This window comes from Roseateles sp., assembly GCF_046300915.1.
Taxonomy (GTDB): Bacteria; Pseudomonadota; Gammaproteobacteria; order Burkholderiales; family Burkholderiaceae_C; genus Kinneretia.
The window spans coordinates 1-25,545 of record NZ_JBKCLH010000200.1 but is presented as its reverse complement, the minus strand read 5'-3'; the positions used below and the strand labels follow the sequence as shown (position 1 = coordinate 25,545).

Genomic DNA, 25,545 nt, shown 5'->3' with positions numbered 1-25,545 from the left:
CGCAGGTCATCGCTCTCCATCTTGCTGATCTGGGTCGTGCTCAGACCGGCCATCTGGGTCGACGTCATGGCCCGGGCCTGATCGGTGCTCAGGGCCACGATCTGGTCGGTGGTGAGCGCCTTGACCTGGTCGGAGTTGAGTGCGCGGACGGCGTTGGTGGACAGGGCCTCCACATCGTCCGTGGTCATCTTGGACAGCTGGGTGGTGCCCAGGGCTGCCACTTGAGCGGTGGTCAGGGCCTTGACCTGATCGGTGGTCAGGGCGTTCAGATCATCGCTGTTGAGGCCGTTGACCTGGGTGGTCGTGAGCGCGGCGACCTGGGCCGTGGTCAGGGCTCCGATCTGGTCGGAGTTCAGGGCCGCCAGCTGGGTGGTGTTCAGGCCACGCAGGGCTGCGGTGCTCAGGGCGTTCAGATCATCGCTCTGCATGGCGGCGACCTGGGCCGTGGTCAGACCGGCCACCTGGGTGGTGGTCATGGCACGGGCCTGATCGGTGCTGAGGGCCACGACCTGATCGGTGGTGAGCGCCTTGATCTGGTCGGAGTTGAGCGCACGCACTGCGGCCGTGGACAGAGCCTCGACATCGTCCGTGGTCATCTTGGACAGCTGGGTGGTGCCCAGGGCTGCCACTTGGGCGGTGGTTAGGGCCTTGACCTGATCGGTGTTCAGCGCATTCAGGTCGTCGCTGTTCAGGCCGTTGACCTGGGTGGTCGACAAGGCCGCCACCTGGCGGGTGCTCAGGGCGCCGATCTGGTCGGAATTGAGGGCGGCCAGCTGGGTGGTGCTCAGGCCGCGCAGGGCGGCGGTGTTGAGCGCGTTCAGGTCATCGCTCTGCATGGCGGCGACCTGGGTGGTGGTCAGACCTGCGACCTGGGTGGTGGTGAGTGCGCGCGCCTGGTCGGTGCTCAGGGCCACCACCTGGTCGGTGGTGAGCGCCTTGACCTGGTCGGAGTTCAGTGCACGGATGGCATTGGTGGACAGGGCCTCAACATCGTCCGTGGTCATCTTGGACAGCTGGGTGGTGCCCAGCGCGGCCACCTGGGCCGAGCTCAGGGCCTTGACCTGATCGGTATTGAGCGCGTTCAGATCATCGCTGTTCAGACCATTGATCTGCGTGGTACTCAGCGCCGCGACCTGGGTGGTGGTCAGCGCGCCGATCTGGTCGGAGTTGAGCGCTGCGAGCTGGGTGGTGTTCAGGCCACGCAGGGCGGCCGTGCTCAGTGCATTGAGGTCGTCGCTCTGCATGGCGGCGACCTGGGCGGTGGTCAGACCGGCCACCTGGGTGGTGGTCATGGCACGGGCCTGCTCGGTGCTCAGGGCCACGACCTGGTCGGTGGTCAGTGCCTTGATCTGGTCGGAGTTGAGCGCACGGACGGCGGCCGTGGACAGGGCCTCGATGTCGTCCGTGGTCATCTTGGACAGCTGGGTGGTGCCCAGGGCCGCCACTTGAGCCGTGGTCAGGGCCTTGATCTGGTCGGTGTTCAGCGCGTTCAGGTCGTCGCTGTTCAGGCCGTTGATCTGGGTGGTCGACAGGGCCGCCACCTGGCGGGTGCTCAGGGCGCCGATCTGGTCGGAGTTGAGCGCGGCCAACTGGGTGGTGCTCAAGCCGCGCAGGGCGGCGGTGTTCAGCGAATTCAGGTCATCGCTCTGCATGGCGGCGACCTGGGCCGTGGTCAGGCCGGCCACCTGGTTGGTCGTGAGCGCGCGCGCCTGGTCGGTGCTCAGGGCCACCACCTGGTCGGTGGTCAGGGCCTTGATTTGGTCGGAGTTGAGCGCACGGATGGCGTTGGTGGACAGGGCCTCCACATCGTCCGTGGTCATCTTGGACAGCTGGGTGGTGCCGATGGCGGCCGCCTGTGCCGAGGTCAGCACCTTGATCTGGTCGGTCGTCAGCGCATTGAGGTCGTCGCTGTTCAGGCCATTGATCTGGGTGGTCGTCAGCGCCACCACCTGGGCGGTGCTCAGGGCGGCGATCTGATCGGAGTTCAGGCCAGCCAGCTGAGTGCTCGTCAGGCCGCGCAGGGCCGTGGTGCTGAGTGCATTGAGGTCATCGCTCTGCAGGGCGGCGACCTGGGTGGTCGTCAGGCCGGCGATCTGGGTGGTCGTCAGGGCCTTGGCCTGATCGGTGGTGAGCGCGATCGCCTGGTCGCTTGTCAGGGCTTTGACTTGGTCACTGGTGAGGCCACGCACGCCAGAGGTGGAAAGCGCGGCAAAGTCCTCGGTGCTGATCTTGGTGAGCTGCGTGGTGCCGATGGCGCCGATTTGCGTCGAGCTCAGTGCCGGCAGCTGATCCGTGGTCAGGGCATTCAGATCGTCGCTGTTCATGCCGGCGATCTGGGTGGTGGTGAAGGACCTGACCTGGTTCGTGGTCAAGGCCCCGACCTGATCGGAGTTCAGCGCGGCGATCTGCGCCGTGTTGAGGGCGCGGATGGCCGTGGTGTTGAACGCAGCCACGTCCTCGGTCTGGAACCAGCCGATCTGGTTTGTGTTGAGTGCGGCGATGGCCTTGGTGCCCAGCGAGGCGACCTGCAAGGTCGTCAAGGCGGCAATCTGGTCCGAGTTGAAGGCGGCCCAGTCCTCAGTGGTCAGCTTGCTCAGCGTCGTGGTGGTCAGGCCAGCAATCTGGGTAGTGTTGAAACCGGTAATCAGAGAGGCCATGGTGTACTCACTTTTCAAGAGCTTGCGCTCGGCTGATCAGGCTCCCGCCGTTTCCTTCAGAGGGGCCGTATCGCTTCGTTGCTAAACCGCCGGCTCCATGCTGGCGCCCGGCGGTTTCGGTTCATGAAGCTGCCACTGCCACAGCAGGGCAATGGCGGCTTCCCGACTCCTTCGCTATTTCGGAGTCTGGAGAGGGAACTTGAGCGGGCCGGCCCCGAGGCAAGACTGAGCTCGCCCTCGGACCCTGAGCCCGTAGCGCGATTCTTGGGGCGCGGCAGTATCGGCACTTGCTGCAAAAACCTGAGCTTTTCCTTGCTGTTCTCGATTTGGTGTGCGCTATTCCACGGGTTAAATGCGCTCACCTACCCGACGAGCGCCAACGCATGCCCCCTGCCCAGTACCAGCTTGTCACGCTGATTCCCGCCTACAAGACCAAGTACATCGGCGAGTTGCTGATGGCCCTGGCCGTGCAAACGCGGCCCGCTGATCTGATCCTGATTTCAGATGACAGCCCGGGTGCTGAGTTCGCGCGCGCGCTGGAGTCGCCCGCTTACGCGGGTTTGCGGGCTGCTTTGCCCATCGAGGTGCATCAGGGGCCGCGCAACGGTGCTTATGAAAATTTCAAGGCGCTGATCGCGCTCTGGGCGGAGCGGTCCGACTATGTCCATTTGCTGCTGGATGACGACCTGCTTTACCCCGAGTTCTATGAACAGCATCTGACCGGCCACCGCCAGGGGCGTTTCTCCTGCAGCATCAGCGCGCGCTGGACGGCGGCCGAGAACGGCATGCCCATTCGGGGCATGCCGGTGCCGCCAGCCGTCAAGGCCGATCCCTCGCGCCTGCTGGCCCTGGATGCCGGCGTGATGTTCACCACCACCGTGCCGGAGTGCAAGAACTGGTTCGGTGAGTTCTCCAACTGCATCCTGACCCGGGAAACGGCGCCCCTGCTGCTCAAGCCGGAGTTCGAGGGCGTGTCCTATGCCGGGCTCTGGGACCTGGGCGCCTTTCTGGCCGCCAGCCTGGTGGCGCCGGTGCTCTATATCCAGGAGCGCCTGGGTGCTTTCCGCACCGGGGGGGAGGGTCACTCGGCCCAGCTGATGGGCAAGCACATGAAGGCGGCGCATCTGGGCTACTCGGCCCTGGCCCTGGGTGGCAAGCGTCTGGGCCAGCTCAGCGCGGAGCAGGCGCGCCGCTGCTATGCCGGCATTGCTCCGGCCCTGGTGCAGCGCTATGGCGGCCAGGAAGACATGCAGGTCTTTGCCCAGCTGCTGTTCCGCATGGCGGCCGGCGAGGACGCGGCGGAGGCCGAGTTTCTGGACCAGTGGAACCGCTTCCTGACCTCGCACCAGCTCTGAAGGGCCATGAGCAAAACCCTGCAGCGCGTTGAGCGCCTCAAGTCCCTGATCTCGGCCCAGTCGCCGCTGGATCTGGAGGCCTGGGTGCGATCTTTGCTTGTGCACTACTTCTTCCATGTCTCGGACCGGGGGCGGATCGAGCTCAGCGACGAGGGCCCGCGGGTGCTGAATCTGCTGAGCCCCACCGTCTTCAAGGGGGCAGGGCGCTTTCGCTTCAGCAACCAGACGGTGTTTGGCGTGCCGCGCTCGCCCGGAGCCTATGCCTGCAGCTATATCGAGTCGCGCACGCCCGAGTCCCTGATTGAGATCGGCCGCGGCACGGTGTTCAACAACCGCGCCACCCTGATCTCGGAGGGCGCGGCCATCCGCTTCGGGCAGGATTGCCTGATCGGCCCCGAGCTGCTGGTGCTGGACAGCAATTCCCACGAGCTGGCGCCCGCGCGCCGGCGGGAGCCCGACCGCCAGCCCCGCGAGGTGCGGGTGGGCCATAACGTTTTCATCGGCGCCCGGGTCACCCTGCTCAAGGGCGTGGAGATTGGCGATGGCTGCATCGTCTCCGCCGGAGCCGTAGTCACGCCGGGTTTCAAGGCGCCGCCGCTGAGCATCGTGGCGGGCACTCCGGCACGGGTGATCGGCAACGTGCCCCAGGACGAAACGCCGTCGGCCCCCGCCGCTTGAATCTAGAAAAGGACCACCGTGAGCAAGAAGAAATTCATCAGCATGATGGGCATGCCGGTCACCGAGCAGCTGGGCTCCCAGATGTGGCACTTCGCCGCGCTGAGCTATATCGCCCACCGCACCGATCACCGCGTGGTCTTTTTCCAGGAGCATGCCCAGACCGGCCGCGGTCTGCGCCTGCACCAGAACTTCGACAACCTGCCCTTCGAGCTGATCTCCATCGCCGATCTGGGCGAGGGCGATCAGGTCTACAGCATCTTCCCGCTGAACAAGCAGGTGGCCGTTGAGTCCGCCGTCTACCAGCTCAACCCCGGGCTGAACTACGACTTCCAGGGCCTGTTCTCCAGCTACAAATACTGGTGGCCCTGGCGCGAGCAGGTGCGCGCCATGTACCAGTTCCGCGCGCCGGTGCTGGAGCAGGCCCGGGCCGTGGTGGAGCGGGCGCGCAAGCCGGGCCGGGCCCTGGTGTCCCTGCATGTGCGGCGCACGGACTACCTCAACGGCTTCTTCGTGAACGTGAACATGGACTATTTCAAGGCCGCCTTCGCGCAGTTCGAGGGGCAGGCGGTGAGCTATCTGGTGTTCTCGGACGATCTGCCCTGGTGCAAGGAGGCCTTTGCCGATCTGCCCCATGTGGAGTTTGCCGAGGGCAATGAGGCCATCGTCGATATGTGCGCCATGTCCTTGTGCGACCACAACATCACGGCCAATTCCTCCTTCAGCTTCTGGGGCGCCTTCCTGAACGCCAATCCGGGCAAGCGCATGGTGGCGCCGGCCCGCACCCTGAAGTCGGATCTGATGATTCCTCACCTGAACTACTGCTGGCTGCCGGATGACTTCATCCTGGTGGACGCGGGCAATGTCTGAGACGACGGGACGCACGATGAGCCAAAGCAATCCCAAGGTGGCCCTGATCACCGGCGTGACCGGCCAGGACGGGTCCTATCTGGCCGAGTTCCTGCTGGAGAAGGGCTATGTGGTGCACGGCATCAAGCGCCGCGCCTCCTCCTTCAACACCGAGCGCATCGACCATATCTTCCAGGACCCGCATGTGGAGTCGCCGCGCTTTCATCTGCACTACGGCGATCTGAGCGATACCAGCAATCTGATCCGTATCGTGCAGGAGGTGCGGCCGGACGAGATCTACAACCTGGGCGCGCAAAGCCATGTGGCGGTGAGCTTCGAGTCGCCCGAGTACACGGCCGATGTGGACGGCATCGGCACCCTGCGCCTGCTGGAGGCCATACGCATCCTGGGGCTGGAGAAGAAGACCCGCTTCTACCAGGCCAGCACCAGCGAGCTCTACGGCCTGGTGCAGGAGGTGCCGCAGCGCGAGAGCACGCCCTTCTACCCGCGCAGCCCCTATGCCGTGGCCAAGATGTACGCCTACTGGATCACGGTGAACTACCGCGAGGCCTATGGCATCTACGCCTGCAACGGCATTCTCTTCAACCATGAGAGCCCGCGCCGCGGCGAGACCTTCGTCACCCGCAAGATCACCCGGGGCCTGTGCAATATCGCCCAGGGTCTGGAGGACTGCCTCTATGTGGGCAATATGGACGCGCTGCGCGACTGGGGCCATGCCCGCGACTATGTGCGCATGCAGTGGATGATGCTGCAGCAGGAGCAGCCCGAGGACTTCGTGATCGCCACCGGCGTGCAGCACAGCGTGCGCGAGTTCGTGCGCATGAGCGCGGCCGAGCTGGGTCTGGGCCTGCGCTTCGAGGGCCAGGGCGTGAACGAGATTGCCGTGGTCGAGACCATTGCCGACGCCGAGAAGGCGCCCGCCCTCCAAGTGGGCGATGTGATCCTGCGCGTAGACCCGCGCTACTTCCGCCCCACCGAGGTGGAGACGCTGCTGGGCGACCCCAGCAAGGCCAAGCAGAAGCTGGGCTGGGTGCCCGAGATCAGCCTGGCGCAGATGACGGCCGAGATGGTGGCCGCCGATCTGGACCAGGCCCGCCAGCATGCCCTGCTCAAGCGCCATGGCTACCAGCCCACGGTGAGCCACGAATGAGCGCCAGCGCCTTGCCGCCGCGTCCGCGCGTCTGGCTTACCGGCGGCCAGGGCATGGTGGCGCGCAATATCGCCGAGCATGCCGCTGCCGCGGGCTGGGAGCTGATGGCGCCCTCGCGCGCCGAGTTGGACCTGGAGTGCGCCGAGGCCGTGCAGGCCTTTGTGCGCGAGACCCGGCCCGATGTGGTGATCCACGCGGCCGGGCGGGTGGGCGGCATCCAGGCCAATATCGCCCACCCGGTGGACTTTCTGGTGCGCAATGTGGACATCGGCCGCAACGTCATCATGGCCACCCATGCGGCCGGCGTGCCGCGCCTGATCAATCTGGCCAGTTCCTGCATGTACCCGCGCCAGGGCCAGAACCCGCTGCGCGAGGAGCTGGTGCTGGCTGGCGAGCTGGAGCCCACCAACGAGGGCTACGCGATTGCCAAGATCTTCGCCACCCGGCTGTGCCAGTACCTGCGTCGCCAGGAGCCGGCCCTGCAGTACAAGACCCTGATCCCCTGCAATCTCTACGGCCGCTTCGACAAGTTCGACCCCGCGCATTCGCACCTGATCCCGGCCGTGATCCGCAAGATCCACGAGGCCAAGCAGGCCGGTGCGGCCACGGTTGAGATCTGGGGCGACGGCCTGGCCCGGCGCGAGTTCATGGACGCGGCTGACCTGGCCGATGCGGTGGTGCGCCATGTGGCCCAAGGCGAGAGCGCCCCGGAGCTGATGAATATCGGCCTGGGCTTCGACTACACGATCAACGAGTACTACGCCGCCGTGGCGCGCGTGGTGGGCTGGCAGGGCGAGTTCGTGCACGACCTGACAAAGCCTGTGGGCATGCGCCAGAAGCTGGTGGATGTGAGCCGGCAGACGGCCTGGGGCTGGGCGCCTCAGATCAGCCTGGAGCAGGGCATTGCCCGCTGCTACGACTATTTTCTCGACAAGGTGGCTTGAGACATGACTTACCGCTTTCCGCTCGCAACATCGTCCTGGGGCGCCGAGGAGTACGCGGCCATGGCCGGCGTCATCGCCAGCGGCCACTTCACCATGGGCGAAAAGGTGGCCACCTTCGAGCGCGACTTCGCGCGCTACACCGGCTCCAAGTACTGCGTGATGGTGAACTCGGGCTCCTCGGCCAATCTCTTGATGACCGCGGCCCTGTGCTACACCAAGAACGAGCGGCTGAAGCTGCAGCGCGGTGACGAGGTGATCGTGCCGGCCGTCTCCTGGCCCACCACCTACTACCCGCTGCACCAGTACGGCCTCAAGCTCAAGTTCGTGGACATCGACCCTGAGACCCTGAACTACGATCTGGAGGCCCTGGCCTCGGCCATCGGCCCGCGCACCCGGGCCATCATGATCGTGAACCTGCTGGGCAACCCGAACGACTTCGAGGCCATCCGCGGCCTGATCGCCGGGCGTGACATCGTGCTGATGGAAGACAACTGCGAGTCCATGGGCGCCACCTACCAGGGCCGCCAGGCCGGCACCTTCGGCGTGGTGGGCAGCTTCAGCGCCTTCTTCTCGCACCATATCTCCACCATGGAGGGCGGCCTGGTTGTCACCGACGACGAGGAGCTCTACCACGTGATGCTCTCGCTGCGCGCCCATGGCTGGACGCGCAATCTGCCCAAGCACAACCATGTCTGCGGCACCAAGAGCGACGACCCCTTCGAGGAGAGCTTCCGCTTCGTGCTGCCGGGCTACAACCTGCGGCCTCTGGAGCTCTCGGGCGCCCTGGGCATCGAGCAGGTCAAGCGCCTGCCCGGGCTGATCGCCGCGCGTCGGGTCAATGGCCGGGCCCTGCAGGCCGCGTTCGCCGACCATCCGCGCCTGATGATCCAGCGCGAGCTGGGCGAGAGCAGCTGGTTCGGCTTTGCCCTGACCATACGCCCCGGCGCCGGCAGCCGCCGCGAGCTGGTGACGGCACTGCAGGAGGCGGGCTTCGAGTGCCGCCCGGTGGTGGCGGGCAGTTTCGCCAAGAACACGGTGGTGCAGTACTTTGACCACGAGGTGCATGGCGTGCTGCGACACGCCGAGTACCTGGACCAGCACAGCCTCTTCGTGGGCAATCACCACTACCCCATCCCCGAGGCCGTGGAGGCCCTGAGCCGGATCTGGCGCTGAGCTTCTGAAGCGGGCAGGGCGCCGGGAGGCGTCCCCCTCCCGGAGCTGGCTTCAGGCCTGGGCGGCCGCCGCGTTCAGCCCGTTCTCGAAATGCGCGCGCATCAGGCGCGCGGCCGTGGCGCCGTCGCGCTGGCCCAGGGCCTGCATCAGGGCGCGGTGCTCGGCCAGGGACTCGGCCAGGCGTCCCTGCTTGAACAGGGAGTGATGTCGGTTGAGCTTCATCACCCGGCGCAGATCGGTGACGATCTGCTGGCGCCAGCGATTGGCCTCGATCTCCAGCAGGCGCAGATGGAAGCGCTCGTTGGCAGCAAAGAAGGCGTCGCGCTGCCCCACCTCGCGCTCCAGCTGCTCGTGCAGGGCCTGCAGCTCGGCCAGCTCGGCCGCGCTGGCACTTTCGGCCACGCGGGCCGCAGCATCGCTCTCCAGCAGGGCTAGCAGCTGGTAGGCCTCGCGCACATCGCGCTCGCTCATCTCGGTGACATAGGCGCCGCGGCGCACCTTCATGGTCACCAGGCCTTCCACCGCCAGCACCTTGAGCGCCTCGCGCAGCGGGGTGCGGCTGATGCCCATCTCCTGGCAGAGCTTGAGCTCGTCGATCCAGCTGCCGGGCTCCAGCTCGCGGCCGAAGATCTGCTGGCGCAAGCGCTCCGCCACCTCCTGGTAGAGGGCGCGGGGGGCGAGCTGGGTGGCGGCAGCGGTCATCGTGGCATCAGATTCTAGTCAGCTTTGAATTCATAATTATGAATAACTGATGCGGGTATGATGCCCGGATCGCAGGAGCCGTCAACCATGTCCGAGTCGCACAAGCCCAGCCCGTCCTCCGAATTCGCCCCCGCCAGCCTGGAGCAGTGGCACAAGGCTGCCGCCAAGTCGGCGCCGGGCGGCGATGTGGCGGCGCTGAACTGGACCACGCCCGAGGGCCTCACGGTCAAGCCGCTCTACACGGCCGAGGACACGGCCGCGCTGCCCTACACCAACACCCTGCCGGGTTTCGAGCCATTCCTGCGCGGCCCCCAGGCCACCATGTATGCGGTGCGGCCCTGGACCATCCGCCAGTACGCCGGCTTCTCCACTGCCGAGGAGAGCAATGCCTTCTACCGCAAGGCCCTGGCCGCGGGCGGGCAGGGCGTGTCGGTGGCCTTTGACCTGGCCACCCACCGCGGCTATGACAGCGACCATCCGCGCGTGACCGGCGATGTGGGCAAGGCCGGCGTGGCCATCGACTCGGTGGAGGACATGAAGATCCTGTTCGACGGCATCCCGCTGGACAAGGTTTCGGTCTCCATGACCATGAACGGCGCCGTGCTGCCGGTGCTGGCCGGCTATGTGGTGGCGGCGGAAGAGCAGGGCGTGTCGCAGGACAAGCTCAGCGGGACCATCCAGAACGACATCCTCAAGGAGTTCATGGTCCGCAACACCTATATCTACCCGCCCGAGCCCTCGATGAAGATCATCGGGGACATCATCGAGTACACGGCGAAAAACATGCCGAAGTTCAACTCGATCTCGATCTCGGGTTATCACATGCAGGAGGCGGGGGCCAACCAGGCGCTGGAGCTGGCCTTCACCCTGGCCGATGGCAAGGAGTATGTAAAGACCGCGATCGCGAAGGGCATGGACGTGGACGACTTCGCCGGCCGGCTCTCCTTCTTCTGGGCCGTGGGCATGAACTTCTATCTGGAGATCGCCAAGATGCGGGCCGCGCGCCTGCTCTGGTGCCGGATCATGAAGGGCTTTGGCGCTAAGAACCCCAAGAGCCTGATGCTGCGCACCCACAGCCAGACCTCGGGCTGGTCGCTCACCGAGCAGGACCCCTACAACAACGTGGTGCGCACCACCATCGAGGCCATGGCCGCGGTCTTTGGCGGCACCCAGAGCCTGCACACCAACTCGCTGGATGAGGCCATCGCCCTGCCCACCGAGTTCAGTGCCCGCATCGCGCGCAACACCCAGCTGATCATTCAGGAAGAGACCCACATCACCAATGTGGTGGACCCCTGGGCCGGCAGCTACATGATGGAGAAACTCACCCAGGACATGGCGGACAAGGCCTGGTCCATCATCGAGGAGGTCGATGCCATGGGCGGCATGACCCAGGCCGTGGACAGCGGCTGGGCCAAGCTCAAGATCGAGGCCAGCGCCGCCGAGAAGCAGGCGCGCATTGACTCGGGCAAGGACGTGATCGTGGGCGTCAACAAGTACAAGCTGGCCAAGGAAGATGCGATCGACATCCTGGACGTGGACAACGTCAAGGTGCGCGAGAGCCAGATCGAGCGGCTCAAGAGCATCAAGGCCAAGCGTGACAGCGCCGCAGTGCAGGCCGCGCTGCAGGCTCTGACGGCCGCGGCCCAGAGCGGCCAGGGCAATCTGCTCGACCTGAGCATCCAGGCCGTGCGCCTGCGCGCCACGGTGGGCGAGATTTCCGACGCGCTGGAAGCCGTCTATGGCCGCCACCGCGCCGACACCCAGAAGGTCACCGGCGTCTATGCCGCGGCCTACGACTCCGCCGAGGGCTGGGCCAAGCTGCAGGGCGAGATTCAGGCCTTTGCCGAGGAACAGGGCCGCCGTCCGCGGGTGATGATCGCCAAGCTGGGACAGGACGGGCACGACCGTGGCGCCAAGGTGGTGGCCACGGCCTATGCCGACCTGGGCTTCGATGTGGACATGGGCCCGCTGTTCCAGACCCCCGAGGAATGCGCGCGCCAGGCCATCGAGAACGATGTGCATGCGGTGGGGGTCTCGACGCTGGCCGCCGGCCACAAGACCCTGGTGCCGGCCATCATTGCCGAGCTCAAGAAGCAGGGTGCGGACGACATCATCGTCTTCGTGGGCGGCGTGATCCCGCAGCAGGACTACGACTTCCTGTTTGATGCCGGCGTCAAGGGCATCTACGGCCCCGGCACCCCCATCCCGGCCAGCGCCAAGGATGTGCTGGAGCAGATCCGCAAGGCTGTGGCCGACGCCGGGGCGGTGGCCTGATGCAACTGGCTCCGGCCATTCTGGGGGGCGCCGGCGCGGTCCAGCGCCGCGCCATGGCCAAGGCCATCACCCTGCTGGAATCCACCCGCGCCGACCACCGCGCCCAGGCCGATGTACTGCTCACCGAGCTGCTGCCGCACACCGGCCGCTCCCTGCGCCTGGGCATCTCCGGCGTGCCGGGCGTGGGCAAGAGCACCTTCATCGAGGCCCTGGGCCTGTTCCTGATCGCGCGCGGCCACCGGGTGGCGGTGCTGGCGGTGGACCCCAGCAGCAGCGTCTCGGGCGGCTCTATCCTGGGCGACAAGACCCGCATGGAGCGCCTGTCCATGGACGAGCGCGCCTACATCCGCCCCAGCCCCAGCAGCGGGACACTCGGCGGTGTGGCCGAGAAGACCCGCGAGGCCCTGCTGGTCTGCGAGGCGGCGGGCTATGACATCGTCATCATCGAGACCGTGGGCGTGGGCCAGAGCGAGATCGCCGTGGCCGGCATGACGGATATGTACTGCCTCTTGCAGCTGCCCAATGCCGGTGACGATCTGCAGGCCATCAAGAAGGGCGTGATGGAGCTGGCCGATCTGGTGCTGATCAACAAGGCCGATCTGGACCGCGCCGCCGCCACCCGGGCCCAGGCCCAGATCGCCTCCTCGCTGCGGCTCTACGGCCTGCATGGCCACCCCGAGCATGCCCACCATGACCAGACGATTTGGCACCCGCAGGTGATGCCGCTCTCGGCCCTGAAGGCTGATGGCATCGAAGCCTTCTGGGGCCAGGTCGAGCGCTTTCGCGACATCCAGCAGGCCAATGGCCGCTTTGTCGCCAAGCGCCAGCAGCAGGCCCAGGCCTGGATGTGGGAGCGCATCTATGCCGGCCTGCGCGAACAGTTTTCACAGGCGCCGGCAGTCCGCGCCATCCTGGCCGAGACCACGGCCCAGGTCCTGAACGGCAGCCTGGCGGCCTCGACGGCCGCCCGACGACTCTTGAACCGATTCTCCGGAGACGAGCACCATGCATGACATTCAACAGATGCTGGAAGACAAGCGCGCCAAGGCGCGTCTGGGCGGCGGCGAGAAGCGCATCGCGGCCCAGCATGCCAAGGGCAAGCTGACGGCGCGCGAGCGGCTCGAGCTGCTGTTCGACGAGGGGTCGTTTGAAGAGTGGGACATGTTCGTCGAGCACCGCTGCGTGGACTTCGGCATGGCCGAGAACAAGATCCCCGGCGACGGCGTGGTGACCGGCTACGGCATGATCAACGGCCGCCTGGCCTTTGCCTTCAGCCAGGACTTCACCGTCTTTGGGGGCGCGCTCTCCGAGGCTCATGCCGAGAAGATCTGCAAGGTCATGGACCAGGCCATGAAGGTGGGAGCCCCGGTGATCGGCCTGAACGACTCGGGCGGCGCGCGCATCCAGGAAGGCGTGGCCTCGCTGGGCGGCTATGCGGATGTGTTCCAGAAGAATGTGCTGGCCTCCGGCGTGATTCCGCAGATCAGCATGATCATGGGGCCCTGCGCCGGTGGCGCGGTCTACTCGCCGGCCATGACCGACTTCATCTTCATGGTGAAGGACAGCAGCTATATGTTCGTCACCGGCCCCGAGGTGGTGAAGACCGTGACGCATGAGGAGGTCACGGCCGAGGAGCTGGGCGGCGCCTCCACCCACACGGGCAAGAGCGGGGTGGCGGACCTGGCCTTCGAGAACGATGTCGAAGCCATCCTGATGCTGCGGCGCTTCTTCAACTACCTGCCGCTCAACAACAAGGAGAAGGCCCCGGTTCGCCCCAGCGGCGACCCCGGCGCGCGCCTGGACTTCTCGCTGGACACCCTGGTGCCCGAGAACCCCAACAAGCCCTATGACATGAAGGAGCTGATCCTCAAGGTCGTGGACGATGGGGACTTCTTCGAGCTGCAGCCCGACTACGCCAAGAACATCCTGACCGGCTTCGCCCGCATGGAGGGTCAGACCGTGGGCATCGTGGCCAACCAGCCCCTGGTGCTGGCCGGCTGCCTGGACATCAAGAGCAGCATCAAGGCCGCGCGCTTCGTGCGCTTCTGCGATGCCTTCAGCATCCCGGTGATCACCTTTGTGGACGTGCCCGGCTTCATGCCCGGCACCTCGCAGGAGTACGGCGGCATCATCAAGCACGGCGCCAAGCTGCTGTACGCCTATGCCGAGTGCACCGTGCCCAAGGTGACCGTCATCACCCGCAAAGCCTATGGCGGCGCCTACGACGTGATGAGCTCCAAGCACCTGAGGGGCGATGTGAACTTCGCCTGGCCCAATGCCGAGATCGCGGTGATGGGTGCCAAGGGTGCGGTGGAAATCATCTTCCGCGAGGACAAGGGCAACCCCGAGAAACTGGCCGCCCGCGAGGCCGAGTACAAGGCCCGCTTCGCCAACCCCTTTGTGGCCGGCGCGCGCGGCTTTATCGACGATGTGATTCAGCCCCACGAGACCCGCAAGCGCATCTGCCGTTCGCTGGTGATGCTCAAGGACAAGAAGCTGGAGAACCCGTGGCGCAAGCACGGCAACATCCCCCTCTGAGTCGGCTGGCCGTGCTGCTGCTCATGCTCGCCGCACCGCTCGTTCAGGCCTCGCCCCGCGCTGCGGCCTGCGTGCAGACGCTGGAGCCGGTTCAGCAGCCCGAGCCGGCCGCCAGTGAGCTGCCTGGCGACAAGCTGGCGCAAGCCCGCTTCGAGCAATGCGCCGCGGAGCGTTTCGGCGCCACGGCGCTGCCGCTCGCACCGCGCTGTGCGGCCGATCTGGCCGAGCTGCCGGTCATCCTGCTGTACCGCGTGGACGGGCTCAGCCGGGCGGAGGCGCAGGCCGATCTGCAGCGCGCCGGTCAGCTGGATGATGGCAGCGAGTACGCACGGCGCGCGCCCCTGATGCTGAGCTTCGGCTACCAGGGCGCCGGCCCCCAGAAGGGACGGGTGTCGGAGTGGATGACTGCACGTCTGGCCGAGTGGACCGAGCGCTGCCTCAGTGGGCGCTTGTCCGCAGTCAGACCCTGAGAGACAAGAACACTGTGTCGCTGGCCCCGTGCCGGCATGGAGAACGATATGTTCAGCAAGATCCTGATTGCCAACCGCGGTGAAATTGCCTGCCGGGTCATCATGACGGCCCGCAAGATGGGCATCAAGACCGTGGCCGTCTATTCCGAGGCGGACAAGGATGCCCGCCATGTGGAACTGGCCGACGAGGCCGTGCTGCTGGGCGCAGCACCCAGCCGTGAGTCCTATCTGGTGGCCGACAAGATCATTGCCGCCTGCAAGGCCACCGGCGCCCAGGCCCTGCACCCCGGCTATGGCTTCCTGTCGGAGAACGAGGACTTTGCGCGCCGCTGTGAGGAGGAGGGCATTGTCTTCATCGGCCCCAAGCATTACAGCATCGCGGCCATGGGTGACAAGATCGCCTCGAAGAAGCTGGCCAATGAGGCCAAGGTCAACACCATCCCCGGCCACAACGAGCCCATCCTCTCGCCCGAGGAGGCGGTGCAGATCGCCCAGAAGATCGGCTACCCGGTCATGATCAAGGCCAGCGCTGGTGGTGGCGGCAAGGGCCTGCGTGTGGCCTTCAATGACAAGGACTGCTTCGAGGGTTTCACGTCCTGCCGCAATGAGGCGCGCAACAGCTTTGGCGACGACCGCGTCTTCATGGAGAAGTTCGTCGAGGAGCCGCGCCATATCGAGATCCAGGTCCTGGGCGACGCCCAGGGCAATGTGGTGTATCTCTGGGAGCGTGAGTGCTCCATCCAGCGCCGCCACCAGAAGGTGATCGAGGAGGCGCCGTCGCCCTTCATCAGCGAGGCCACCCGCAAAGCCATGGGCGAGCAGGCCGTGGCCCTGGCCCGGGCCGTGAAGTACCAGAGCGCGGGCACGGTGGAGTTCGTGGTCGGCAAGGATCAGAGCTTTTACTTCCTGGAGATGAACACCCGTCTGCAGGTGGAGCATCCGGTCACCGAATGCATCACCGGGCTGGATCTGGTGGAGCAGATGATCCGCGTGGCCGCGGGTGAGCCGCTCTCATTCGGCCAGGCCGATATCAGGCGTGAGGGCTGGGCCATCGAGTGCCGCATCAATGCGGAGGATCCCTTCCGCAACTTTCTGCCCTCCACCGGCCGCCTGGTGCGCTACCAGCCGCCCGAGACCAGCATGGAGCAGGCCGCGCCCGAGCGCTTTGGCGTGCGTGTGGACACCGGCGTCTACGAGGGCGGCGAGATCCCCATGTTCTACGACTCGATGATCGCCAAGCTCATCGTGCACGGCCAGGATCGCGCCGAGGCGATTGCCAAGATGCGGGAGGCGCTCAATGGCTTTGTGATCCGCGGCATCTCCAGCAATATTCCCTTCCAGTCCGCGCTGCTGGCGCACCCGGATTTCCAGGCCGGGCGCTTCAACACCGGCTTCATCGCCCAGCACTACGGCGGTGGCTTCCACGCCGAGGACGTGCCGCACGAGGATCCGCTCTTCCTGGTGGCCCTGGCCGGCTTCATCCGCCGCAAGGCCCGCGAGCGCGAGGCCGGCATCAGCGGCCAGCTGCCCGGCCACGAGGTGCGCATCGAGCATGACTATGTGGCCGTGGTCAATGAGGGGGGCGGCAAGAGCAGCCGCCATGCCCTGCATATCGACGAGTTCTCGGGCCATCTGGGTGAGGCCCATGTGCGCGTGGGCGAGAAGAGCTATCGCATTGTCAGCCTCTCGCGCCTGAACGACATCCGCATCGAAGGCCTGGTCAATGGCGAGCGCTTCGTGGCCCAGGCCGAGCGTGGCACGCTCAAGAATCCGCTGGCCTATCGCATCCAGCACAACGGCCGGGCCATCGAGGTCACGGTGTTCTCGCCGCGAGCGGCCGAGCTGCAGGCCTTGATGCCCTACAAGGCCCCGCCCGACACCAGCAAGCAGCTGCTCTCGCCCATGCCCGGTCTCTTGGTGCAGATCGCGGTGCAGCCTGGACAGCTGGTGCAGGCCGGCGAGCGCCTGGCGGTGATCGAGGCCATGAAGATGGAGAACATCTTGATTGCCGAGCGCGACGTGAAGGTGGCCGCGGTGCTGGCCAAGACGGGCGAAAGCCTGTCTGTCGATCAACCCATCCTGAGCTTCGAGTGATGGAAAACAAGCCCTACAAGATCCTCGGCATCCAGCAGATCGCCATCGGCGGTCCCGACAAGGCCGCCTTGCGCAAGCTCTGGGTGGATGTGCTGGGTCTCGAAGTCACCGGCAATTTCGTCTCCGAGCGCGAGAACGTGGACGAGGACATCTGTGCCATCGGCACCGGCCCGCACAAGGTCGAGGTGGACCTGATGCAGCCCCTGGACCCCGAGAAGAAGCCAGCCGTGCACGCCACGCCGCTCAATCATGTGGGCCTGTGGGTGGACGATCTGCCCAGGGCCGTGGAATGGATGAGCGCGAATGGCGTGCGTTTCGCCCCCGGTGGCATCCGCAAGGGTGCGGCCGGCTATGACATCTGCTTCATCCACCCCAAGAGCAATGAGGAGTTCCCCATAGGCGGGGAGGGCGTGCTGATCGAGCTGGTGCAGGCGCCGCCGGAGGTGGTGGCGGCACTGGGCGGCTGACAGCGGCAGCAGTTTCTGAGAGACTTCGCGTTCTGCGAAGTCTTGATTGGCTGCTTGTGTAGTTTGCTGTGGCTGGCGAAGGCTATCGTAGGAGGCCCGACATCGGGTCTTAGCCACTCAGCCAGGAACGCCATGCAAGCTCATCAAGCCGCTTTCCCCACGATCTCCCAAGCGCCCGGCCGCTCGCTGCGACGTGCCGTGCTGATGCTCGGTGTGGCGGCGCTGGCCCTGCCGGTGATGGCGGCCGACAAGAGTGCGGCTTCCAACTGGCCGCAGCGTAACCTGACCTGGATCGTGCCGTTTCCTGCCGGCAGCGCCACCGATCAGATGGCACGCGTGCTGGCCGAGCAGGTCAGCAAGGCCGCCGGCCAGGCCATCGTGGTGGACAACAAGCCCGGCGCCAATGGCACCTTGGGCACCGCCCATGCCGCCAAGGCCGCAGCCGATGGCTACAGCTTCCTGATCGCCACCAGCACCACGCACGCGGCCAATGCCTCCTTGTACCGCCGCCTGCCCTACGACCCGATCAAGGATTTCACCCCCGTCAGCCGTCTGGCCGAGATTCCCTTCGTCATGCTGACCCATCCGGCCGTGCCCGCGGACACGCCGGAGAAGCTGGTCGCCCATATCAAGGCCAATCCCGACAAGCTCGCCTGGGGCTCGGGCTCCAGCGGCAGCCTGATTCCCGGCCACGCTTTCGTGAATGCCCACAAGCTGCAGATGATCCACGTGCCTTACAAAGGCGTGCAGCCGGCCATGACGGACGCCCTGGGCGGCCAGATCCAGCTGGTGTTTGCCGATCTGGCCTCGGCCACGCCCCAGGTCAAGGCCGGCAAGCTGCGCGCCCTGGCCGTGACCTCGGCCAAGGAGCACCCCATGCTGCCCGGCGTGCCGCCCATGAACCGCGGCGCCGTGCCCGGCTTCGAGATGACGGCCTGGTTTGCCATGTATGCGCCCGCCGGCACGCCCGAGCCCGTGCTGGCCAAGATGAACCAGTGGGTGCGTGCTGCGTTGAGCGACAAGACCCTGCAAGCCAAGCTGGCGCCCGGTGGTTTCGAGCTCACGCCCAGCAGCCCGGCCGAGCTGGGTCTGTTTGCCGCCAAGGAAACCCTCAAGTGGGCCAAGGCCGTGAAGTCGGCCGGCATCACGCCCGAGTAAGCGGCTCGGGACGCCAAAGGCAGCCGAGGCAGACGCCATGCGCCTGGACCTGACCACGCTCAATCTCGTGCTGGCGATCGAGCAGACCCGCTCCATCACCCGCGGGGCCGAGCGCGAACACCTGGCCCTGGCAGCGGCGTCCAAGCGGGTCTCGGATCTGGAGGCGCGCCTGGGCGTGCAGCTCTTCGAGCGCCGCGCCCGCGGCGTCGAGCCCACCGAGGCCTGCCGCGCCCTGGTGCGCCATATCCGCTCCCTGCATGCCTCCCTGCATGCGCTGGAGAGCGAGGTGATGGAGTTCGCCCGCGGCATCAAGGGCCATCTGCGCATCGCGGCCAATGCCGGCTCCATTGCCGAGTGCCTGCCTGCCGATCTGGCCGCCTTCAGCCAGGCCCATCCGCAGATCCGCATCAGCCTGGAAGATCAGACCAGCGCCGAGGCTCAGGCGGCGGTGGCCGAGGGCAGGGCGGATGTGGCGGTGTTCACCGCGCCGCTGCTGGACAACCGCCTGCAGACCTGGATCTATCGCCCGGCCCGCCTGGCGGTGCTGGTGCCGCGTGGCCACGCGCTGGCGCGGCAGGAGACGGTCAGCTTCGAGGCTCTGCTGGACTACGACCTGATCGGCCTGCATGCCGGCGCGGCCGCCCAGGAGCTGATGCGCGAGCAGGCCCAGGCGCGCGGTCGCACGCTCAATGCGCGCCTGCAGGTGCGCGGCTTCGACGCCATTGCCCAGCTGGTGGAAGCGGGCCTGGGCGTGGCCGTGCTGCCCGAGGCGCCGGCCGAACGCTTCGCCAAGGTTTTTGAAGTGAAGCGGCTGCGCCTGTCTGACGACTGGGCGCAGCGCGACTATGTTCTGGGAGTGGCGCGCCAGGAGCGCCTGCCCACCGTGGTGCAGCGCTTTGTGGACGCGCTGTGCCCAGGCCATCAAGAGGCCCAAGCCCCAACAGCAAATATGAAGACGACGAGGTAAGCCAGCCATGACAGCACGCACGCTTTACGACAAGCTCTGGGACGAGCATGTGGTCCACACAGAGGACGACGGCACGGCCACGCTCTATATCGACCGCCATCTGGTGCATGAGGTCACCAGCCCGCAGGCCTTCGAAGGCCTGGAGCTGGCCGGCCGCAAGGTCTGGCGCCTCTCGGCCAATCTGGCGGTGAGCGACCACAATGTGCCCACCACCGACCGCAGCCAGGGCATTGCCGACCCGGTCTCCAAGCTGCAGGTGGACACCCTGGACAAGAACTGCGACCGCGTGGGCATCACGCAGTTCAAGATGAACGACAAGCGCCAGGGCATCGTGCACGTGATCGGCCCGGAGCAGGGCGCCACCCTGCCGGGCATGACCGTGGTCTGCGGCGACAGCCACACCTCCACCCACGGCGCCTTTGGCGCGCTGGCGCATGGCATCGGCACCTCCGAGGTGGAGCATGTGCTGGCCACCCAGACCCTTTTGGCCAAGAAGGCCAAGAACATGCTGATCAAGGTCGAGGGCCAGGTCATGCCGGGCGTGGGCGCCAAGGACATCGTGCTGGCCATCATCGGCAAGATCGGTACCGCGGGCGGCACCGGCTACACCATCGAGTTCGGTGGCTCGGCCATCCGCGCGCTGTCCATGGAAGGCCGCATGACGGTCTGCAATATGGCCATCGAGGCGGGCGCCCGCGCCGGCCTGGTGGCCGTGGATGAGACCACGATCCACTACGTGAAAGGCCGCCCCTTCACGCCAGGCACGGATCCGCAACCTGGCCAGTTTGCGGGGGGCGTGGCGTGGGAGCCGGCCGTGGCCTACTGGCGCACCCTGCACAGCGACCCCGGCGCACACTTCGACGCCGTGGTGGAGCTGGATGCCACGCAGATCAAGCCGCAAGTGACCTGGGGCACCAGCCCGGAGATGGTGCTGTCCATCGAGGACCGCGTGCCCGATCCCGACAAGGAGAAGGATGCCGTCAAGCGTGGCGCCATCGAGCGCGCGCTGCAGTACATGGCCCTGGAGCCCAACAAGGCCCTGGCCGATATCCGCATCGACAAGGTCTTCATCGGCTCCTGCACCAACAGCCGCATCGAGGACATGCGCGAGGCCGCTGCCGTGGTCAAGCGCCTGGGTGGCCGCATTGCCAGCAATGTGAAGCTGGCCCTGGTGGTGCCCGGCTCGGGCCTGGTGAAGGAACAGGCCGAGCGCGAAGGTCTGGACCAGGTCTTCAAGGCCGCGGGCTTCGAGTGGCGCGAGCCCGGCTGCTCCATGTGCCTGGCCATGAATGCCGACCGCCTGGAGCCGGGCGAGCGCTGCGCCTCCACCAGCAACCGCAATTTCGAAGGGCGCCAGGGCGCCGGTGGCCGCACCCATCTGGTCAGCCCGGCCATGGCCGCCGCCGCTGCCATGCAAGGTCACTTTGTTGACGTGCGCCGCATCGCCTGAGCGAGAAAGAGAACACCATGGAAAAGTTCACTGTGCACAAGGGCCTGGTGGCCCCGATGGACCGCGAGAACGTCGACACCGACGCCATCATCCCCAAGCAGTTCCTGAAGTCCATCAAGCGCAGCGGCTTCGGGCCGAATCTGTTTGACGAGTGGCGCTACCTGGATCCGGGCGAGCCCGGTCAGGACCCGGCCAGCCGCAAGCCCAACCCGGACTTCGTGCTGAACCAGCCGCGCTATGCCGGCGCCTCCGTGCTGATCGCGCGCCAGAACTTCGGCTGCGGCTCCAGCCGTGAGCATGCGCCCTGGGCCTTGGAGCAGTACGGCTTCCGCGCCCTCATCGCGCCCAGCTTTGCCGACATCTTCTTCAACAACTGCTTCAAGAACGGTGTGCTGCCTATTCAACTGCCCGAGGCCCAGGTGGCCCGGCTGTTTGATGAGGTGCACGCCTTCCCGGGCTACCAGCTGACCGTGGATCTGGAGCGCCAGGTGGTGGTGAAGCCGGACGGGGCCGAGCTGGCCTTCGAGGTCCAGCCCTTCCGCAAATACTGCCTGCTCAACGGCTTCGACGATATCGGCCTGACCCTGCGCCATGCCGACAAGATCAAGGCCTATGAGGCCGAGCGCATCGCCAGCAAGCCCTGGCTCAACAACCGCCTGATTGGATAAGAAGATGAAGATCGCAGTTCTGCCTGGTGATGGCATCGGTACCGAAATCGTGGCCGAGGCCGTCAAGGTCCTCAATGTCCTGGACCTGCCCCTGACGCTGGAAAGCGCGGCCGTGGGCGGCGCCGCCTACGAGGTGGCCGGCCACCCGCTGCCCGAGTCCACCCTGCAGCTGGCCAAGGACGCCGACGCCATCCTGTTCGGTGCCGTCGGCGACTGGAAGTACGACAAGCTGGACCGCCCACTGCGCCCCGAGCAGGCCATCCTGGGCCTGCGCAAGCACCTGGGCCTGTTCGCCAACTTCCGCCCGGCCATCTGCTATGAACAGCTGACCCATGCCTCCAGCCTCAAGCCCGAGCTGGTGGCTGGCCTGGACATCCTCATCATTCGCGAGCTGACCGGCGACATCTATTTCGGCCAGCCGCGCGGCCGCCGTACCGCGGTGGACGGGCATTTCCCCGGCGCGGAAGAGGCCTTCGACACCATGCGCTACTCGCGCCCGGAGATCGAGCGCATCGCCCATGTGGCCTTCCAGGCCGCGCGCAAGCGCAACAAGAAGGTGACCTCGGTCGACAAGGCCAATGTGCTGGAGACCTTCCAGTTCTGGAAGGACGTGATGATCGAGGTGTCGGCCCAGTACCCGGACGTGGAACTGGACCATATGTATGTGGACAACGCCGCCATGCAGCTGGTCAAGGCGCCCAAGAAGTTCGACGTGGTGGTCACCGGCAATATGTTCGGCGACATCCTCTCGGACGAGGCAGCCATGCTGGCGGGCTCCATCGGCATGCTGCCTTCGGCCTCGTTGGACAAGAACAACAAGGGTCTGTATGAACCCAGCCATGGCAGCGCGCCGGACATCGCGGGCAAGGGAATTGCCAATCCTCTGGCTACAATCCTGTCTGCTGCCATGATGCTCAAGTTCTCCCTCAACCAGCCCGAAGCCGCCGCTCGTATCGAGCAGGCGGTGCAGTCCGTGCTGGCCCAGGGTCTGCGTACCGCGGACATCTGGAGTGAGGGCACCCAGAAGGTGGGCACGCGCGAGATGGGTGATGCGGTCGTCAAGGCCATCACCACCACCAAAACCATTAAGAGCTAGTCCAGCTCCGGTTCGTCTCGCCCCTACACCCCCAAAGGCGAAGCGAGCCGGAGGGGGAAGAGACAAGAGTTTCATTCAACTCACTTTCTGTTAGGGCGATAGAGGTATCACGATGACGACACTGGTAGGACTGGTTGGTTGGCGCGGCATGGTCGGCTCCGTGCTGATGGACCGCATGGTTGCCGAGCGGGATTTCGATCTGATCGAACCCCTGTTCTTCAGCACCTCGAATGCGGGCGGCACCGCCCCGGCGCAGGCCAAGAACGAGAGCAAACTGCAGAACGCCTTTGATATCGAGCAGCTCAAGCGCTGCGAGATCATCATCACGGCCCAGGGCGGCGACTACACCAACGAGGTCTTCCCCAAGCTGCGTGCCGCCGGCTGGAACGGCCACTGGATCGATGCGGCGTCCAGCCTGCGCATGCAGGATGACGCGGTCATCATCCTGGACCCGGTCAATATGCCGGTGATCAAGGATGCCCTGGCCAAGGGCGGCAAGAACTGGGTGGGTGGCAACTGCACCGTGTCCTGCATGCTGATGGGCGTGGGCGCGCTCTACAAGGCCGGCCTGGTCGAGTGGATGAGCACCCAGACCTACCAGGCCGCCTCCGGCGGTGGTGCCCAGCATATGCGCGAGCTGCTCACGCAGTACGGCACGCTGAACGCCGAGGTCCGCGCCCTGCTTGACGACCCCAAGAGCGCCATCCTGGAGATCGACCGCAAGATCATCGCCAAGCAGCGCAGCCTCTCGGCCGAGGAAACTGCCAACTTCGGCGTGCCGCTGGGCGGCTCGTTGATCCCGTGGATCGACAAGGATCTGGGCAATGGTCAGTCCAAGGAAGAGTGGAAGGGCATGGCCGAGACCAACAAGATCCTCGGCATTGGTGAGGGCTTCGGCTCGCCCGCCATTCCCGTGGACGGTTTCTGCGTGCGCGTGGGCGCCATGCGCTGCCACAGCCAGGCCCTGACCTTCAAGCTCAAGAAGGATGTGCCCGTGGCCGAGCTCGAGGCCATGATCGCGGCCGACAACGAGTGGGTGAAGGTGGTGCCCAACACCCGTGAGGCCACGCTCAAGGACCTGACCCCGGTGGCCGTCACCGGCACCATGACCATCCCGGTCGGCCGCATCCGCAAGCTGGCGATGGGCCCCGAATACGTCGGCGCCTTCACCATCGGCGACCAGCTGCTCTGGGGCGCGGCCGAGCCGCTGCGCCGCATGCTGCGCATCCTGCTGGACCGCTGAGGAGTTCGGCCATCGGTCCGTTCCCGGCGGGCCGAGGCGTTGCCCACAAGCGACATGGCTGTAACGGGTGGTGAATGAGCCGGGTCTACCCGGCTGATTTCAGCCTTTGCGTGAGCAGATGAGCGTATATGCTTGACGCTGTTGTGATTTCATATCGCAAGACGTCGGGATAACAGCCATGCAAAACGCTGTTGGCGAGACAAGAAAAGTCGTCAAGACAGGCGGACGCTTTTGGGTGTCCGCCTTGTTGCTTTGGGGGATGCCTTGAAATTTAATCGAAGCGCTATGGGCCGTTTCGCCTTGACCCATGTGGCGGTGGCCGCCCTGGGTTTGGCCAGCACGGCTGCCTGGAGTCTGGGTCTCGGACGTCTGACGGTGCAATCCGCGCTGGGTGAGACGCTGAAGGCCGAGATCGACATCAGCTCCATCACCCCCGAGGAAGCTGGCACGCTCAAGGTCCGCATTGCGCCGCCGGATTCCTACCGATCTGCCGGTATCGAATACAACAGCGTCTTGAGCGGCACACAGGTGCAAGTGGCGCGCCGTGGTGACGGCCGACAGGTCCTGCGTCTGTCCAGCGACAGATCGGTGCAGGAGCCTTTCGTCGATGTGATCCTGGAGTTGACCTGGGCTAGCGGCCGTCTGGTGCGCGAGTACACCCTGCTTTTCGATCCGCCGAGCTTGGCTCGCCCCGCGGCGCCGAGCGATGGCACGTCTGCTGCCATGGCCGCCGCACCGGCCGAGGCTCGTCCCGTGCAAGCCCCCCGGCCGCCCAGCAGCAGCCCGATTCCGCCATCGGCCGCGTCCGTGGCAGCGGCGCCTGCGCCGGCACCGGCACCACGGCCTGCTGCGGCCGCGCCGCAACGCGTCGAGGCGCCCGCCGCCAAACCCGCACCGCTCGCATCAACGGCGGACGGCGAATACAAGGTCCGCCCGGGCGATACCTTGTCGCGCGTGGCCAATCGCACCAAGCCCGCGGGCATTTCCCTCGAGCAGATGCTGGTGGGCCTGTATCGCAACAACCCCGACGCCTTCCTGGGTGAGAACATGAACCGGCTCAAGGCCGGCGTGGTGTTGCAGGTGCCCGGCAGCGAGCGTCTGGGCGGCGTCAGCACGGACGAAGCGCGCCAGATCATCCAGGCCCAGAGTGCCGACTTCGGCGCCTACCGCCAGCGCCTTGCCGGTGCTGCGCCCGAGCAGCGTCTGGAAGACAACCAGCGCCAGGCCAAAGGCCAGGTGCAGGCCGCCGTTGAAGACCGCAAGCCCGCGGCACCGGTCAGTCCCGACAAGCTGACCCTGAGCAAGGGTGGCAAGCCGGCTGAGGCGGCCCCGGAGGCCAAGCTTTCCAAGGAGAGCGAGAAGAAGGCGGATGCGTCCCGCGTGGCCGAGCTCACCCGCAATGTGGAAGAGCTCAAGAATCTCTCCAGCCAGACCAAGCCTGCTACACCCGCCGCGGCCGCATCCGTGGCGCTTGCTGCGCCAGTGACGATGCCTGCTGCACCTTCGGCCCCCCGGGCCGCTTCGGCTGCACCGCTCATGGCCTCATCCGCCCCGGCCTCCGCGCCCGCATCGGCGCCGGCCCTGGCCCAGC

General features: G+C 66.1%; 20 protein-coding genes and 1 pseudogene. 19 read left to right on the top strand and 2 right to left on the bottom strand.

Annotated features, from left to right (window positions below):
* A pseudogene (locus tag ACK5F2_RS15310) lies at window positions 1-2,657 on the bottom strand (heme utilization protein); the annotation flags it as partial.
* A gap of 383 nt (window positions 2,658-3,040) precedes the next feature.
* On the opposite strand from ACK5F2_RS15310, the gene ACK5F2_RS15305 reads away from it, so the two are divergent.
* The 6 genes from ACK5F2_RS15305 to ACK5F2_RS15280 are packed head-to-tail and all read left to right on the top strand — an operon-like array spanning window position 3,041 to window position 8,824.
* On the top strand, window positions 3,041-4,012 hold the full coding sequence (locus tag ACK5F2_RS15305) for a hypothetical protein (protein ID WP_409866072.1): 972 nt from the start codon (window positions 3,041-3,043) through the stop codon (window positions 4,010-4,012).
* Window positions 4,013-4,018: 6 nt separating this feature from the next.
* Window positions 4,019-4,690, top strand: coding sequence for an acyltransferase (locus ACK5F2_RS15300; protein ID WP_409866070.1), 672 nt, complete (start codon window positions 4,019-4,021; stop codon window positions 4,688-4,690).
* A gap of 18 nt (window positions 4,691-4,708) precedes the next feature.
* Window positions 4,709-5,557, top strand: a complete 849-nt coding sequence (locus tag ACK5F2_RS15295; RefSeq protein ID WP_409866068.1) for an alpha-1,2-fucosyltransferase — start codon at window positions 4,709-4,711, stop codon at window positions 5,555-5,557.
* Between the two features lie 16 nt (window positions 5,558-5,573).
* Entirely contained in the window at window positions 5,574-6,707 is a 1,134-nt protein-coding gene (gene gmd / locus ACK5F2_RS15290; RefSeq protein WP_409866067.1) for a GDP-mannose 4,6-dehydratase, read from the top strand.
* Window positions 6,704-7,651, top strand: coding sequence for a GDP-L-fucose synthase family protein (locus ACK5F2_RS15285; RefSeq protein WP_409866065.1), 948 nt, complete (start codon window positions 6,704-6,706; stop codon window positions 7,649-7,651). Before gmd ends, ACK5F2_RS15285 begins: the two co-directional genes overlap by 4 nt.
* Window positions 7,652-7,654: 3 nt before the next feature.
* The gene (locus ACK5F2_RS15280; protein WP_409866064.1) at window positions 7,655-8,824 is read left to right on the top strand and encodes a DegT/DnrJ/EryC1/StrS family aminotransferase; all 1,170 of its coding nucleotides are present in this window, start codon (window positions 7,655-7,657) and stop codon (window positions 8,822-8,824) included.
* 51 nt (window positions 8,825-8,875) lie between these two features.
* Here the strand turns inward: ACK5F2_RS15280 and ACK5F2_RS15275 are convergent, their stop codons facing one another.
* Window positions 8,876-9,526: a GntR family transcriptional regulator gene (locus ACK5F2_RS15275; protein WP_409866062.1), complete on the bottom strand. Its 651-nt coding sequence runs from the start codon at window positions 9,524-9,526 to the stop codon at window positions 8,876-8,878.
* An 87-nt stretch (window positions 9,527-9,613) separates the two neighbouring features.
* On the opposite strand from ACK5F2_RS15275, the gene scpA reads away from it, so the two are divergent.
* The 13 genes from scpA to ACK5F2_RS15210 form a co-directional block, all read left to right on the top strand.
* On the top strand, window positions 9,614-11,803 hold the full coding sequence (scpA, locus tag ACK5F2_RS15270) for a methylmalonyl-CoA mutase (protein ID WP_409866059.1): 2,190 nt from the start codon (window positions 9,614-9,616) through the stop codon (window positions 11,801-11,803).
* Entirely contained in the window at window positions 11,803-12,816 is a 1,014-nt protein-coding gene (meaB, locus tag ACK5F2_RS15265; protein WP_409866058.1) for a methylmalonyl Co-A mutase-associated GTPase MeaB, read from the top strand. The genes scpA and meaB overlap by 1 nt, the downstream gene beginning before the upstream one ends.
* Window positions 12,809-14,341 carry an acyl-CoA carboxylase subunit beta gene (locus ACK5F2_RS15260; RefSeq protein WP_409866056.1) on the top strand — a complete coding sequence of 511 codons (1,533 nt, stop codon included), beginning with the start codon at window positions 12,809-12,811 and terminating at the stop codon, window positions 14,339-14,341. Before meaB ends, ACK5F2_RS15260 begins: the two co-directional genes overlap by 8 nt.
* A complete protein-coding gene (locus ACK5F2_RS15255; RefSeq protein ID WP_409866054.1) occupies window positions 14,311-14,811 on the top strand; it encodes a hypothetical protein in 501 nt (166 codons plus the stop codon). The genes ACK5F2_RS15260 and ACK5F2_RS15255 overlap by 31 nt, the downstream gene beginning before the upstream one ends.
* A 48-nt stretch (window positions 14,812-14,859) precedes the next feature.
* On the top strand, window positions 14,860-16,905 hold the full coding sequence (locus ACK5F2_RS15250; protein ID WP_409866052.1) for an acetyl-CoA carboxylase biotin carboxylase subunit: 2,046 nt from the start codon (window positions 14,860-14,862) through the stop codon (window positions 16,903-16,905).
* Window positions 16,905-17,372: a VOC family protein gene (locus ACK5F2_RS15245; RefSeq protein WP_409866050.1), complete on the top strand. Its 468-nt coding sequence runs from the start codon at window positions 16,905-16,907 to the stop codon at window positions 17,370-17,372. The genes ACK5F2_RS15250 and ACK5F2_RS15245 overlap by 1 nt, the downstream gene beginning before the upstream one ends.
* 132 nt (window positions 17,373-17,504) lie before the next feature.
* Entirely contained in the window at window positions 17,505-18,530 is a 1,026-nt protein-coding gene (locus ACK5F2_RS15240) for a Bug family tripartite tricarboxylate transporter substrate binding protein (protein WP_409866049.1), read from the top strand.
* Between the two features lie 37 nt (window positions 18,531-18,567).
* Entirely contained in the window at window positions 18,568-19,497 is a 930-nt protein-coding gene (locus ACK5F2_RS15235; RefSeq protein WP_409866047.1) for a LysR family transcriptional regulator, read from the top strand.
* 7 nt (window positions 19,498-19,504) lie between these two features.
* Window positions 19,505-20,947: a 3-isopropylmalate dehydratase large subunit gene (gene leuC, locus ACK5F2_RS15230; protein WP_409866046.1), complete on the top strand. Its 1,443-nt coding sequence runs from the start codon at window positions 19,505-19,507 to the stop codon at window positions 20,945-20,947.
* A 17-nt stretch (window positions 20,948-20,964) separates the two neighbouring features.
* A complete protein-coding gene (gene leuD, locus ACK5F2_RS15225) occupies window positions 20,965-21,615 on the top strand; it encodes a 3-isopropylmalate dehydratase small subunit (protein WP_409866044.1) in 651 nt (216 codons plus the stop codon).
* 4 nt (window positions 21,616-21,619) lie between these two features.
* Window positions 21,620-22,711, top strand: coding sequence for a 3-isopropylmalate dehydrogenase (gene leuB / locus ACK5F2_RS15220; protein ID WP_409866042.1), 1,092 nt, complete (start codon window positions 21,620-21,622; stop codon window positions 22,709-22,711).
* A gap of 112 nt (window positions 22,712-22,823) precedes the next feature.
* Window positions 22,824-23,954: an aspartate-semialdehyde dehydrogenase gene (asd, locus tag ACK5F2_RS15215; protein WP_409866039.1), complete on the top strand. Its 1,131-nt coding sequence runs from the start codon at window positions 22,824-22,826 to the stop codon at window positions 23,952-23,954.
* 285 nt (window positions 23,955-24,239) lie between these two features.
* The coding region (locus ACK5F2_RS15210) for a FimV family protein (protein WP_409866037.1) at window positions 24,240-25,545 on the top strand (1,306 nt) is incomplete at its 3' end.

Excerpts from the sequence above, each read along its gene's own strand:
- ACK5F2_RS15300 (WP_409866070.1), top strand. The coding sequence starts at position 4,019 with ATGAGCAAAACCCTGCAGCGCGTTGAGCGCCTCAAGTCCCTGATCTCG.
- ACK5F2_RS15240 (WP_409866049.1), top strand. The coding sequence starts at position 17,505 with ATGCAAGCTCATCAAGCCGCTTTCCCCACGATCTCCCAAGCGCCCGGC.
- scpA (WP_409866059.1), top strand. The coding sequence starts at position 9,614 with ATGTCCGAGTCGCACAAGCCCAGCCCGTCCTCCGAATTCGCCCCCGCC.
- ACK5F2_RS15260 (WP_409866056.1), top strand. The coding sequence starts at position 12,809 with ATGCATGACATTCAACAGATGCTGGAAGACAAGCGCGCCAAGGCGCGT.
- ACK5F2_RS15275 (WP_409866062.1), bottom strand. The coding sequence starts at position 9,526 with ATGACCGCTGCCGCCACCCAGCTCGCCCCCCGCGCCCTCTACCAGGAG.
- asd (WP_409866039.1), top strand. The coding sequence starts at position 22,824 with ATGACGACACTGGTAGGACTGGTTGGTTGGCGCGGCATGGTCGGCTCC.
- ACK5F2_RS15280 (WP_409866064.1), top strand. The coding sequence starts at position 7,655 with ATGACTTACCGCTTTCCGCTCGCAACATCGTCCTGGGGCGCCGAGGAG.
- leuB (WP_409866042.1), top strand. The coding sequence starts at position 21,620 with ATGAAGATCGCAGTTCTGCCTGGTGATGGCATCGGTACCGAAATCGTG.
- ACK5F2_RS15305 (WP_409866072.1), top strand. The coding sequence starts at position 3,041 with ATGCCCCCTGCCCAGTACCAGCTTGTCACGCTGATTCCCGCCTACAAG.
- meaB (WP_409866058.1), top strand. The coding sequence starts at position 11,803 with ATGCAACTGGCTCCGGCCATTCTGGGGGGCGCCGGCGCGGTCCAGCGC.
- ACK5F2_RS15245 (WP_409866050.1), top strand. The coding sequence starts at position 16,905 with ATGGAAAACAAGCCCTACAAGATCCTCGGCATCCAGCAGATCGCCATC.
- ACK5F2_RS15235 (WP_409866047.1), top strand. The coding sequence starts at position 18,568 with ATGCGCCTGGACCTGACCACGCTCAATCTCGTGCTGGCGATCGAGCAG.
- leuD (WP_409866044.1), top strand. The coding sequence starts at position 20,965 with ATGGAAAAGTTCACTGTGCACAAGGGCCTGGTGGCCCCGATGGACCGC.
- ACK5F2_RS15250 (WP_409866052.1), top strand. The coding sequence starts at position 14,860 with ATGTTCAGCAAGATCCTGATTGCCAACCGCGGTGAAATTGCCTGCCGG.
- leuC (WP_409866046.1), top strand. The coding sequence starts at position 19,505 with ATGACAGCACGCACGCTTTACGACAAGCTCTGGGACGAGCATGTGGTC.
- ACK5F2_RS15285 (WP_409866065.1), top strand. The coding sequence starts at position 6,704 with ATGAGCGCCAGCGCCTTGCCGCCGCGTCCGCGCGTCTGGCTTACCGGC.
- gmd (WP_409866067.1), top strand. The coding sequence starts at position 5,574 with ATGAGCCAAAGCAATCCCAAGGTGGCCCTGATCACCGGCGTGACCGGC.